Genomic DNA, 12,180 nt, shown 5'->3' with positions numbered 1-12,180 from the left:
TGTCATTGCCCCGCCTCGGAAACACCGGGACGGTTCTCCTTGTCCCATGACTTGCAGACCGCCATCGGCGGCAAAGGACGAACAGGAGGAGCGTCATGAAATCGTCTATCACAAGGGCCGGAATCGCCGCGGCGACCGGAGCCCTGCTGTTGCTGTCAACTGCCTGCACGAGCACACCGACACCGGCTCAGAAGGCACTCACACCCGAAACGACAGATGAGTTCGTCCCGTCATGGGCGAAGAATGTTGTCTGGTATCAGGTCTTCCCTGAACGATTCAACAACGGCGATCCGTCAAACGATCCGAAGCTCGAAGACCTGACAGGCGCATGGCCGACCGCGCCGGATAAACCGTGGGACATCTCACCTTGGACATCGGACTGGTATGAACTGCAGCCGTGGGAATGGGCCACGGGCGAGAACATCTGGTGGAACATCCTGCGTCGACGTTGCGGCGGCGACTTGCAGGGAATCATCGACAAGCTCGATTATCTGCAGGATCTCGGCGTGACCGCGATTTACCTGAACCCGATCTTCATGTCTCCGTCGCTGCACAAATACGACGGCGAATCTTATCACCACGTCGAGCCGATCTTCGGCCCGGATCCGGCGGGCGACGAGGCACTGATCGCGACGGAGAATCCCGCAGATCCATCGACGTGGGTGATGACCAGCGCGGATAATCTGGCACTTGAACTCATCAATGAAGTTCACAAGCGTGGCATGCGCATCATCTTCGACGGCGTCTTCAATCACCTGGGCTACAATAGCTGGCCGTTTCAGGACGTCGTCAAAAATCAGCAGGATTCACCCTACAAGGACTGGTTCGTCGTTCACAGTTGGCGCGACGAAGAAGCAGGGACGGAGTTCAAGTACCAGGGCTGGTTCGGCGTGGATACGTTGCCTGAATTACGCGAAGACGAGAACGGAATCGTCGATGGGCCGAAGCAGTACATCTTCGATTCGACAAGTCGCTGGATGGACCCGAATGGCGATGGCGATCCCTCCGACGGAATCGATGGATGGCGTCTGGACGTGGCCTTCTGCGTCGATCACGCCTTCTGGAAGGACTGGCGCAAGCACGTCAAGGCGATCAATCCCGAGGCCTACCTGACGGCGGAAATTGTCGATCCGATTCCAAAGGTGAAACCGTATCTGCAAGGCGATGAATTCGACGCCGTGATGAACTACAACTTCGCGTTCACCTCTGCGGAGTTCTTCATCGAGGAGGAACACAGCATTACTCCCTCGGAGTTCGACGCGAAACTGCGCGATCTGAGGAACGCCTTCGGCGGGGGAGTGGCCTCAGTACAGCAGAATCTGTTTGATAGCCACGACACAAACCGAATCGGCTCGCACATCGTGAATCGTGCGCATGGGCACTATCGCGACTGGGGCAGCTACTTCAACAACTCCAAGGCCGAGAATAACCGCAACTACAACACGCGCAAACCCAGCGACGCCGATCGGCAGATCCAGAAGCTGTTCGTAATCTTCCAGATGACCTATCCTGGCGCGCCGATGGTTTACTACGGCGACGAGGCCGGCATGTGGGGCGGAAACGATCCAGACTGTCGAAAGCCGATGGTCTGGCCGGAACTGACCTACCAGCGAGAGACGACTCTTCCGACTGGTGCGAAGTTCTCGCCCGGCGACGTGGTCGCCTACGACCACGACATGGCGAGTCACTATCGCAAGATGATCCGGATAAGGAACAACCATCCGGCCCTGCGCACTGGGGATTTCGAGACGGTGCTGACGGACGACGAGGCAGAGGTGTATGCCTATCGCCGTATCGCCCCGCGCGAAAACATCCTGGTGGTCCTTAACAATAGCGACCAGCCCCGGGCGGTCAGCCTGCCAGTCGGCCGGGGCCAGGTCTTCACCGATCTGCTGAATGGAGGCCTGCTGGCTGCCGAGGGCACGACCTTGACGGTCAACATCCCGGCCCGTTGGGGAGCTGTCCTGAACCTCGAGAAGTAATCGATCGCGCCCCGGAGCCACAGATATGGCGGGCTCCGGGGCGCCGCTTGGCCTTGACGGAGGCCCGGCGGTCTCCCTACATTCCAACCGAAGTACTGATGAATACTCGTCGAGCGAAGAGGAAAACACGCCCAGATTGGAATCTGAGCCTCCCAGTCAGCTTTCCCGCCTCCTGATGCTGGCCGTTGTATGCGCCGCCGTTCTGGCCGCCGCGTCCGCCAGCCCGCCCCCCGGATCAACAGAGGCTATCGCCACCAACTCCACCGGTGCGTGGATTCCTTTGGTATTGGCGGTGGTGTGTGCTGCCTTGGCGGCGCTCTTCACCATGGTCCAGTCCGCACTGACGGGATTGAGTCGCGAGGCCCGCGACAAACTCTCGCAAACCATCGTGTGGCGCTGGCTCTCGCCGGCCGCCGGCCAGGAATCGAGTTTCATCGATCGCCTCTACACACGGTCCAGCCTCTTCTTCCATCTCGCGACGCTGGTCCTTGCCATCGACGGCTTTTCTCGCCTGAGCTTCCTGACACCACTGGCGGGCGGGCTGCTGGGCGGGATCATCTCCTCTGCGTTGTTCTTCCTCGTCGTGGACGTTGCGCTGCGGAACGTCGCTTTGCGCGACTCCGAACGCATCCTGCGATTCCTCAGCTTGCCGGCCTTCGCGTTCAGCCTGCCGATGCGCCCGCTGGTGCGCGCCTTGTCGGTCCTGGCTCTGCCACACCGTTTGCGATCGGTGGATTCGAAGCCGATCGTCGATCGCGAGTTTCGCCTCCTGCCGCACGTGACCGGCGTCGATCGCGTCGTTGAAGAAGAAGCCGTGGACATGATCGATTCCGTCCGCAAGTTCACCGAATCGACGGTGGCCGATGTCATGACTCCCCGAACAGACCTCGAGGGTGTCCAGATTGGGACAAGCTCCGAAGAAATCTATCGGATCCTGCGCGCGACATCTTACAGCCGCATCGTCGTTTACGGCGAGAATCTCGATGACATCAAAGGCGTGTTGCTGGCCAAGGAAGTTCTGCTGAACCGGCCGGAGAATCCATTGGATCTCCTGCGCGATCCCATTGTCACGTCGGAGAACACGCACCTGCCGGAACTGCTGCGGCGCCTGCGTCAGACGCGTTCGCGTATTGCGCTGGTCATCGATGAATACGGCGGCACGGCGGGCATAGCGACGTTGCACGATCTCTTCGAAGCGTTGATCGGCGAGCACATCGAAGACGAAGAGCAAGAGGACGAGCTTTGGATCGAGTTCCTCGATGCGGACCACGCCAGAATTTCGGGCCGTGTCGAACTGTGGGAAATCAACGAAGAGCTTGATCTAGAACTTGATGAATCCGTCTCGCGTACGCTGGGCGGCTACTTGATGCATCGATTCGGACGCCTGCCGGAGGTGGGTGAGAGCTGGACCGTCAATCGCGGCCACTTCCAGATTCGCGAGATCGTGAACAACCGCGTTTCCGAGCTCCTGTTTGAACGCGACCTGCCGGCGCGTGAACTGCTGGACGTCACGGAGGTGGAGCCATGACTCCAGCTCTCGGCGTTCTGCTCGTCGTGTTCTTGTTCGGCTTGTTGATTCGCACCTGGTGCGATTCGGCGGAGGCGCGCCAACTGCGCATCGCGGCGCTGATCATCCAGCCCGATGCCGACCAGGGCGAAGTCGTTTCCACAGCCCTGGATCGGACACGCATGTTGCTGAGCGCGATCAAGCTGCTGCGTCTTTTCTCGCTCTTCGTTCTGGCGACCTCCGGCAGCCTTGTGGCGATCGATCTGCGTGAGGTTGCCGCCGCAGGCGGGACCCCACCATGGTACGCGAATCCGCTGGTCGTCGACGTGTTTGCGTTTGTCGCGCTCTTCTTGATCTTGATCATCAGCTCCACCTATGGCGCACGTCGCGCGTTCCGCCGCAGCGAACAACTGCGCGAGAATCCACCCGCATGGATTACTGACGAAGACGTGAGCTGGCCCGCGTGGGTGGCGACGGGATGGATTGGTTGGGAATGGCTGATGCACTCGCTGGAGCGGTTCCTGGCCGTCGGAATGCGGCGCCCCCAGGCGACGATGTATGAACTCGAAGATCAGATTCGTCTCGACGTCGAAGATATCGATCCGGAATCCGTCGCAACGCCCGGCGCGAGCACAACCATCCAGCGCGAACGCACGGAACTCGAAATGGTTCGCGCCATCCAGCGACTGGATTCCACCCTGGTGCGCGAGGTGATGAAGCCGATCAACCAGGTGACAGCGATTCGCATTAAGGATTACAGCCCGAAGCGATTGCTTGAGCTCGCACGACGCACGGGATACTCGCGAATCCCGGTCTACGAAGACCAGATCACCAACCTGCAGGGCTATATCAACATCTACGATCTGTTGGACTTGGAAGAGAGTCCGAAGGACTTACGGCAACTCGTGACGAAGCCGATCTTCGTGCCCGAAGTCGCCCGTGTCGATGCGATCATGAACGAGATGATCACGCGAAAACAGCAGGTCGCGATTGTGTTCGACGAGTTCGGTGGAACTTCCGGTTGGTTGTCGCGCGAGGACATTTTCGAGGAAATCGTCGGTGAAGTCGAAGACGAGTATGAACGTCCGCGGCGCAAGATTCTACCGGTCAAAGACTGGTTCCTTGTCAGCCCGACGATTGACCTGGATGACCTGGAAGAGGAAATCGGCCTCGAACTGCCGAAGCGAAATTGCGACACGATCGCCGGGTACATCTACCAGCGACTCGGTCGCGTTCCGCGCCCGGGCGAAGTGCTGGAAGAGCGCGGTTGGCGGATCGTCGTTTCCGGACTCGACAATCATCGTATCCGGCGTATCCGAGCAATACCGCCTGCGCCTGAAGACGGAAAGCCCGAAGAGTAAGGCACTCATGTTTGGTCAGATTCTCAAGCAATGGTTCTGGGACTGCTACGACTACCTTGGTCGGCTGTTAGGCATGAACCTATTGCTGTTCGTCATTCTGTGGCCGGTTGCGTTCTACCTTGGGATCTTCATGGCGACGGCCGCGGCCGGTGCAGGAAGTGCCGGCTGGATGCTCGTCCTTTGCTGCGGGTTGGCGATCCTGATTCCCGTGGCGGGCACGATCTGGTTCGGCGGCCTGCTGCACTTCGGAATGCTTTCTTCCGATGAGAAAGATCCGCCCTTCCGATCGTTCTTCGCGGGCATTCGCAAGACGGGCTTTCGATTGTTTCGCTTCCTGCTGGTGATTGGGGCCGCCATCGCTCTTCTTGTTCTCAACATCTGGTTCTACTTCTACGCAGACATTCTCTCGCCGGAACTCTGGCTGCTCACGTATCTCCTGGGCGGGCTTTGCTTCTGGCTGATTCTCTTCGTAATGGGGATCGCACTGCACGGAATGCCGCTCGTTGTCCGATACGAGCGAAAGACCTGGCCGGCTTTGAAGGCGGGGCTCTATCTCTCGATGAAGTACCCTATCCTGACCCTCGGGTGCGTGCTGTACATCGGCAGTCTGTTCGTGCTGGCGGTGGGGTTGAGGCTCGTCGGCCTGATCGTCTTCGCATTCTCCGCGACTGGCATGTTCATCAACAGCACGCACGATGTGATTCTTGAAGTCGAAGAGCGTGCTGAACGTGCTGCGGCCGAGGAAGGCGACGATCGCCCGACGTCTTGGCGCGAAATTCAAGAAGCGGAAGATGAGAACGAAGAAGAACGCCTGCGCAAAGCACGCTACGAACGCACACTCCGCGATATCCTGAAGCCGTGGTCCCAAGACTGATCGATCAGAACTGCAGCTTATCCCATTTTTTCAAGCCGATGTACATTGGAAGGCCGATGGCACTGAGCTGAACGGCGAGGAATCCCAGCGCGTAGAGCGCCGTCCAAATCTTGTGTCTCAGGAACGGGTCCCATCCCCCGCGATCGAAAACGTTCACCGGGACGATGATCATTGCAATCGTCAGCCCGATGTAGCCCAGCGACAGCATGGCATTCGCTGTGCCTCCGAGCCCATTGGCAATACGCGCAGGATTGTCCTCGCGGAAGTTCGGCAAGATCGCACCGATGCCGATGGACAAGCTACTCAGTGCAAAGGACATCACCACAATCGTCACGATGGATAGCCACCTCATGAATGGCTTGATCTGCAGCACCCAGTTGCTCAGCAACATCAATGTCAGTGCAAACGCCAACGCTGTCGCGACGCACAGGACGTACTTCTGCCAAACGACTGTGCTGCGCCGCATCGGCGCGAGACCGACGGTCCAGAACTGTCGACCTTCGAGGCTGAGCATGGGATAAACGAATCGTGTCGTCAGAATTGACAGAATGAAGCACGTCGCGCCCAGGTTGAAGAACGCCAGGATCGTCTTCCATTCCGTCAGAAGGAACTGCACTGTGTCGGAGTACCGGCGAGCGGACTTCAGATTCGCGATGTAGAGTATCATCAGTCCAAACAGAATCACCAACTGAGTCCATTGCGATGGATCACGCCAGAACGTTTTCAAGTCTTTCGAGATGAGAGCGGCTTTCTGCCTCGGCAGAACATTCAGCCATTGGTCGATGACTCTGAACGGCGACCACGTCGATTGGCTTGCGACCGTCCGATTCGCCGAGTCCTTCGACAGGCACCACCCGCGGTAATACAGCGATGGCACAAGCCAGCGACTTAGTTCGAGGAGAAACATCGCCGTGGCGGCTAGCATCCCCAGCCAGTAGAGATACTCCGCGAGGTCCGGCTTGCCCATGTCGCCGGGCGCAATCGCGAGCAATCCGCGCGTCATCCATGCGCTCGGGAGCAGCGGATTCGTCCCAAGTTCCAGAATGCCCATGATCTGCAGGAAGTTCTGTTCGTCGGCCTTGGCCAGGATGCGACCCATCCCCATGACCTTCGCCATCATCAGCGCCAGTACAACGGCGATGACGCCGAGAGCTAGCGACAATGTTCTCGTCCGCCGCGCCGGAAGGAATGCCGTGACGACCATCGTAATGATGGCGCCGGAGGCGGCGGGGATAATCAAGAACGGAACGATCAGCAGGATAACAAGCGGGAAGAAGTACCATGCGACATCGCGCGAGACGCCCAGCGCCACGAAGAAAGGAAACGACAACACAGCGAAGGCCCAAGAGCTGTAGAGGATCGACTCGACAAGCTTCTGGCGGAAGATCGCCTGATACGACAATGGCATCCCCATCAGGAAGTCGACTTCGCGCGAGATGTACGACGTCGACAGCGTGATGATCAGGTTCGAGAAAATCAGCATCGAGAAGAATGCCAGGAACACAATGCCGACCAGCATATCCATCAGCGGCGGGCCGAAGACCTCCTGGCGCATCAAGAACTCGAACAGTGTGTGAAAGAATGCCGTGCCTCCACCAACCATCACAAACGCGAGGCCGAAACCGACAAACATGTGAATGTACATGTGGCGGCGGATGCCTCGCAGCGCATTTCCCGCCATCCGATACTTCGCATTCAGAATCAGGCCACTGTGCGTCGCCGCCATATCACCTCGCCCCGATTACTCGCCGACGGCGAGCGGACCGTTAGCACTCGCATCGCTTGCCAGAATGCCCGGATCTTCCGTACAGCCGTCCTCGGTCAATTCAAGGAAGAGGTCCTCGAGTGTGCCCTCGCGGGCCAACTGGCTGCGCAGGTCCTTGGTCGTCCCAAGGAAGCGCAACTTGCCGGTCGTAATGATGCCAATCCGATCCGCCAGCTCTTCTGCAATCGGCAGCAAGTGCGTGGAGAGAAAGATCGTTCCGCCGTCGGCACAGAAGCCCCTCAGCAGGTTCTTCAGCGTCCGCGCCGATCTCGGATCGAGTCCGACCATTGGTTCATCGACCACCAGAAGCTTCGGTTCGTGCATGAACGCCACGGAGAAGCACAGCTTCTGCCGCATGCCGTGGCTGTAATTCTCGATCAGTTTGTCCGCCGCCGGCATCATCCCGAACAGGCCGAGATACTTCTCCATCGCCGCGTCTTGCTTGTCTCGAGGGATCTCGTACAGATCGCCGACAAAGCGGAAGAACTCGCGGCCGGACAGTTTCTCGTACAGGTACGGTGTGTCCGGAATGTAGCCGATGCGGCGCTTGGCTTCGATTGCATCCGTTTGGATGTCGCGTCCATCGATGTTGACTGTCCCCTTCGATGGGCGAAGCAGCCCGGTGATCATCTTGATCGTCGTAGTCTTCCCCGCGCCGTTCGGCCCCAGGAAACAGAAGAACTGCCCGGAGGGAATCTCCAGGTTCAGATCTATCACGGCATTAAAGCCGTCGTAATCCTTGTGCAGGCCTTCCAATTTCAGCATCGCGGTCCTTCTCTTCGATCAGTTATTCGGCGCGCCACAGTTTCAAGTCTGACAGATTCCCACGCAGCAACAGCGACAACATCCCAAAGCCATCGAGCGGTTCGCCGTAATCCTCGCCGCGCATTTCATCGGGAGTCAGATCCGGCAGATCGGGCGTCGCGGCAAGTTCCGGAAACGAGTGCGCTGCTTCGATCGGATCGATCGTCGTCATGACCAGCTTCGGTCCAAGGCTGACCAGCTTCGATTCCTCGCCGTCTTCCGAGTCGCTTCGATTCTCGATGTTCAGTGGAGCGAGTTGGATTTCGCGCTGCAGGATCTCTTCGCGTCGTGTATCCACCCAAACCTTGCTTACAACGTTGCCCAGGCGCGACTCGATCCGTTTCGCCTCACGAGCGTGCCCGCGGATTCGTATGAAGTCCACTCCCGTAACTTTCATGTGCAGTTTGCCCGCCTGCATTCCCCACAACGGATCGTACACGTCGACCGTGTAAGTCTCGCCCGGGCGCATGCTGCTGCCTTCCATCAGCGGATCGCTCGCCGTCGCCAGCGTGATCGGATGCCGAAGATCGATCGAGTGAAAGCGCGCGCCGTTCGGGCTCTTCAGGCGAAGCAGCAGTTCCTTGCCTTCCACCATCCCGGCCAACTCAAGAGGCGGAATTCCATGATCCTCGAAATTGAGCCGCGCAACGAACTGGGTCAGTTCCAGATGGCTGTTCAGCAAAGCCGACATCTCCATCGTGCCCGAGAGGATGTCCGAGGCGCCGAGGAGCACTTCCGCCGTCGAGGCGTAACCCTCGCCCATGGTGCCGCCTGTCAGCCGCATTACGCCGACCGGGACGTCGTTCACCGTCAACTCCATCCAGTCATCCTGGCCGGTCCATTGCTCGGCCAGCATCGTCGTGTTAATCGGTGTCGAATCCCCTGAAGCCAGCGTCGGGAGGATGTGATCCACGAAGAGCAAGCTCATCATGAGCACGAAGAATCCGACGGTTGCGATCGATTGGAAGTTGCGCCACATGGCCTCTCGGCTTTCCCTCGTTGCAGTGCTGGCCCCGCTGAACGTACTCTAGAGGCGAATTCCGGGCCAACCGCCCCCTGTAAATCACCCGAGAGGCAGTTTCCGCACCACACTTTGCGAGTCAATCATGGAACAATCCTCCTTTGCCACGAAATTCCTGTCCAGAATCCAGCGTGTCGATCGGTCTCAGATAGAGGCATTCCTCGCTCAGCTCGTCAAAGAGAAGGACTTCCACCGAGCCATTCTCGACTCTCTGCCGGAGGGAATCCTCGTCACAGACTCAGAGCACCGCATCGTCTTCATCAACGAAACCGGGCGGGGGTTGCTCGGCCTCGGTCGAAAGAAGATCCTCGGCGAGCAGATTCTGAGGGCCCTCAAGGTGAAGGCGCTCCAGGATCTGGCTAGCTCATTCCTGGAGTCCGGTGAGATGCTGGATCAGGAAGAGGTCCGCCTTCGAACGCCCCAGTCCCGTATTTATGCGCTTTCCGTTTCGCCAATCCACGATTCAAATGGGGAACTGACCCACAGCGTCTGGATCCTGGATGATCGTACGTCCGTACACCGTCGTGCTGCGGAGCGGCACCAGATGGAAAGCATGCGTTCGCTGTCCACGCTCGTATCCGGCATCGCCCATGAGATCAAGAATCCGCTGAACAGTCTCAACATTCACGCGCAACTGATCGGCCAGGCCGCCGACGAGCTGGTGGGGGATTGTATCGACGAAAGTTACGCCCAACGGTTGAAGCGGAGCACAGGCGTTCTCCTGGAGGAGATCAATCGCCTGACCCGCATAGTCGACCAGTTCATACGCGCGGCGCGCCCGGCCAAGCTGGAGCTGATTCCGACCGATATCAACGACCTGGTCGAGTCCGTCGCCGAGCTCATCCGTCCCGAGTGCGAGGCGCGCAACATCGAGCTGGAACTCGATCTGGAGCGTGCGCTGACCCGGGTGAAGCTCGACCCCGAGCAGGTTCGCCAGGCCCTCCTGAACATCGCCAGAAATGCCATGGAAGCGATCGACAAGCCTGAGGGGCGGATCGAAATTCGGACGACACTCCAGGGCGACCACGCATTGATCGAAATCCAGGACAACGGCTGCGGCATCCCGGAGGATCAGCGACTGGCGATCTTCGAGCCCTACCACACGACGAAATCGATGGGGACCGGGCTGGGGCTGATGGTTGTCTTCCGGATTATCAGTGCCCACCGAGGGGCGCTTGGGCTCGACAGCGAGTTCGGTCAGGGCACCGTCTTCCGTATCGGTTTGCCGCTCGATGAGCGTCCTGTCCGGCTGATTGACTCGGAGAATATCGTACCTCCCGGGCAGCCTCCCGCGCCCGATTCAGGGAGCGAAAAGGCCTGAGAAATGGTCGTTTTCGGCATTTGAAGCCCCAAAACTGGGCAAAAACCCTAAAAAAACGACTTTTCCACAGCTTTTGATGCTTCTTTTCATTGACGCTAAGGCGCACCGGGAATCTTTTCGTTTGTTGAACACTTGAATGAACGTGTTCAAGATTAGGCCCATTTCCCAGGGCTAATCTCAATCTACCTGTTCGAGAGGAAGCTCCTGTCATGGCGAAGAGAGTTCACAAACCCCTTACCAAGGCCCAGTTGATTTCCCACCTCGCAGAGACCTGCGAAATCCCGAAGAAAAGCGTCGCGATGCTCATGGAAGAGCTGATCGGCGTCGCCTACAAGGAAGCCAAGAAGGAAAAGGGCTTCACCCTGCCCGGCGTTGGCAAGCTGGTCGTCGTGAAGCGCAAAGCTCGCATGGGCCGCAACCCGGCCACAGGCGAAGCCATCAAGATCCCGGCCCGCAAGGCTCTGAAGTTCCGGATTTCCAAGGCTGCCAAGGATGCCGTTCTCGGCTGAGATTGGTGCGGACTCCAAATCTTCGAGAGAGATCCCCCGACTCGTTCGGGGGATTTTCCTTTCCCTCGCGCTTGACCGGTTTCCCGAGCGACGTGACAATTCACTTGAAATAGGGGCGGCCCCCGCCCATTGATCCGCGCGGGTTTGCGACACCATTCGCACCCGCCACCAACGAGATTGAAGGCTCCGATGAACGAGCAACTCCAACGTCTGTACCGAAGTGCCGAAGCGGCCGCCAGCGAGGGCCTTGTCGAAGAGGTCATTAAGCGTTGCAAGTCCGCTATGGATATCCTCGATCTCAACCCGGATTCGGACAGCCAGTTCCAGTACTCCGACTTCCTGATGCTGGCGGGACACGCCTGTTTCGAAGAGGGCTACCTGGAGGACGCGCAGCGCTACTATCATCAGGCCTACAACACCGAACCAGGACGCCTGGAAGCTGTCGTCGCGATGGGAGTCACGCTCTACTTCCTCTGCCGGTTCGAGGCCGCGCGGCACTGGCTCGAAATGGCCAGCGTGGAAGATCCCGACGTAGGAGAGATCTGGTACTACCTCGCATTGCTCGCACTGCGCAGAGACGACAAGTCGTTGGCGAACCTGTATTTCGAACGCGCCAACGAGTTGGAGCCCGAGCGCTGGCTGAAACCACGCTTCCTGCCGATCGAAGACATCGAGAAGATGGTAAACGAGATTTTCGAGCAGCTTCCGTTGGAAATCCGAACTGCTATCACCAATGTTCCGATCATTCTCGAGGAGCGCCCCGACGAGTCCTTCCTGCATAGCTGCGAACCGCCCCTGGACCCGCTCTTGCTCGGGTTCTTTGAAGGTGTGCCGATCCCGGAGCAAAGCGTCTTCGACGCCCCGACCGACACGCCGCGAATCCTGCTGTTCGCCGAAAACATCGCGATGATCGCGGAGGATGTGGATCGGCTCTACGAGGAACTCGGCATTACGCTGAAGCACGAGATCGGGCACTATCTCGGCCTCGACGAGGACGATCTTGCGGCGCGTGGACTCGATTAGCCCCAGTCCTACC

General features: G+C 58.7%; 10 protein-coding genes. 7 read left to right on the top strand and 3 right to left on the bottom strand.

From position 1 onward, the window contains the following. Nucleotides 1-95: 95 nt before the first annotated feature. The 4 genes from KQI84_14710 to KQI84_14695 all read left to right on the top strand — a co-directional run bounded on the left by KQI84_14710 (nt 96) and on the right by KQI84_14695 (nt 5,724). Nucleotides 96-1,982 carry a glycoside hydrolase family 13 protein gene (locus KQI84_14710; GenBank protein ID MCB2156125.1) on the top strand — a complete coding sequence of 629 codons (1,887 nt, stop codon included), beginning with the start codon at nt 96-98 and terminating at the stop codon, nt 1,980-1,982. A gap of 136 nt (nt 1,983-2,118) precedes the next feature. Further along, a complete protein-coding gene (locus KQI84_14705) occupies nt 2,119-3,510 on the top strand; it encodes a hemolysin family protein (GenBank protein MCB2156124.1) in 1,392 nt (463 codons plus the stop codon). Next, nucleotides 3,507-4,850: a hypothetical protein gene (locus KQI84_14700; protein ID MCB2156123.1), complete on the top strand. Its 1,344-nt coding sequence runs from the start codon at nt 3,507-3,509 to the stop codon at nt 4,848-4,850. Before KQI84_14705 ends, KQI84_14700 begins: the two co-directional genes overlap by 4 nt. Nucleotides 4,851-4,857: 7 nt before the next feature. Continuing rightward, nucleotides 4,858-5,724 carry a hypothetical protein gene (locus KQI84_14695; GenBank protein ID MCB2156122.1) on the top strand — a complete coding sequence of 289 codons (867 nt, stop codon included), beginning with the start codon at nt 4,858-4,860 and terminating at the stop codon, nt 5,722-5,724. Between the two features lie 4 nt (nt 5,725-5,728). On the opposite strand, the gene KQI84_14690 is transcribed toward KQI84_14695, so the two are convergent. Genes KQI84_14690 through KQI84_14680 form a run of 3 tightly spaced genes read right to left on the bottom strand, consistent with a single transcriptional unit; the run spans nt 5,729 to nt 9,224 of the window. Next, a complete protein-coding gene (locus KQI84_14690) occupies nt 5,729-7,450 on the bottom strand; it encodes a hypothetical protein (GenBank protein ID MCB2156121.1) in 1,722 nt (573 codons plus the stop codon). Nucleotides 7,451-7,465: 15 nt separating this feature from the next. Then, nucleotides 7,466-8,254 carry an ABC transporter ATP-binding protein gene (locus KQI84_14685; GenBank protein MCB2156120.1) on the bottom strand — a complete coding sequence of 263 codons (789 nt, stop codon included), beginning with the start codon at nt 8,252-8,254 and terminating at the stop codon, nt 7,466-7,468. Between the two features lie 22 nt (nt 8,255-8,276). After that, a complete protein-coding gene (locus tag KQI84_14680; protein ID MCB2156119.1) occupies nt 8,277-9,224 on the bottom strand; it encodes a hypothetical protein in 948 nt (315 codons plus the stop codon). A gap of 175 nt (nt 9,225-9,399) precedes the next feature. Here KQI84_14680 and KQI84_14675 point away from each other — a divergent pair, with 175 nt between their 5' ends. The 3 genes from KQI84_14675 (at nt 9,400) to KQI84_14665 (ending at nt 12,167) form a co-directional block, all read left to right on the top strand. Further along, nucleotides 9,400-10,635, top strand: a complete 1,236-nt coding sequence (locus KQI84_14675; protein ID MCB2156118.1) for a PAS domain-containing protein — start codon at nt 9,400-9,402, stop codon at nt 10,633-10,635. 209 nt (nt 10,636-10,844) lie between these two features. Then, the gene (locus KQI84_14670) at nt 10,845-11,144 is read left to right on the top strand and encodes an HU family DNA-binding protein (GenBank protein MCB2156117.1); all 300 of its coding nucleotides are present in this window, start codon (nt 10,845-10,847) and stop codon (nt 11,142-11,144) included. 189 nt (nt 11,145-11,333) lie between these two features. Continuing rightward, nucleotides 11,334-12,167, top strand: coding sequence for a metallopeptidase family protein (locus tag KQI84_14665; protein MCB2156116.1), 834 nt, complete (start codon nt 11,334-11,336; stop codon nt 12,165-12,167). The last annotated feature ends 13 nt before the right edge of the window (nt 12,168-12,180 follow it).

Source organism: bacterium (assembly GCA_020444065.1).
Lineage (GTDB): Bacteria > Sumerlaeota > Sumerlaeia > SLMS01 > JAHLLQ01 > JAHLLQ01.
Note: the sequence above shows the minus strand (reverse complement) of the source record. Positions and strands in the feature narration are given on the sequence as shown.

Bases quoted from the DNA above. Each gene is read 5' to 3' on its own strand.
- KQI84_14710 (MCB2156125.1), top strand. From the start codon at position 96: ATGAAATCGTCTATCACAAGGGCCGGAATCGCCGCGGCGACCGGAGCC.
- KQI84_14700 (MCB2156123.1), top strand. From the start codon at position 3,507: ATGACTCCAGCTCTCGGCGTTCTGCTCGTCGTGTTCTTGTTCGGCTTG.
- KQI84_14675 (MCB2156118.1), top strand. From the start codon at position 9,400: ATGGAACAATCCTCCTTTGCCACGAAATTCCTGTCCAGAATCCAGCGT.
- KQI84_14665 (MCB2156116.1), top strand. From the start codon at position 11,334: ATGAACGAGCAACTCCAACGTCTGTACCGAAGTGCCGAAGCGGCCGCC.
- KQI84_14685 (MCB2156120.1), bottom strand. From the start codon at position 8,254: ATGCTGAAATTGGAAGGCCTGCACAAGGATTACGACGGCTTTAATGCC.
- KQI84_14690 (MCB2156121.1), bottom strand. From the start codon at position 7,450: ATGGCGGCGACGCACAGTGGCCTGATTCTGAATGCGAAGTATCGGATG.
- KQI84_14695 (MCB2156122.1), top strand. From the start codon at position 4,858: ATGTTTGGTCAGATTCTCAAGCAATGGTTCTGGGACTGCTACGACTAC.
- KQI84_14680 (MCB2156119.1), bottom strand. From the start codon at position 9,224: ATGATGAGCTTGCTCTTCGTGGATCACATCCTCCCGACGCTGGCTTCA.
- KQI84_14670 (MCB2156117.1), top strand. From the start codon at position 10,845: ATGGCGAAGAGAGTTCACAAACCCCTTACCAAGGCCCAGTTGATTTCC.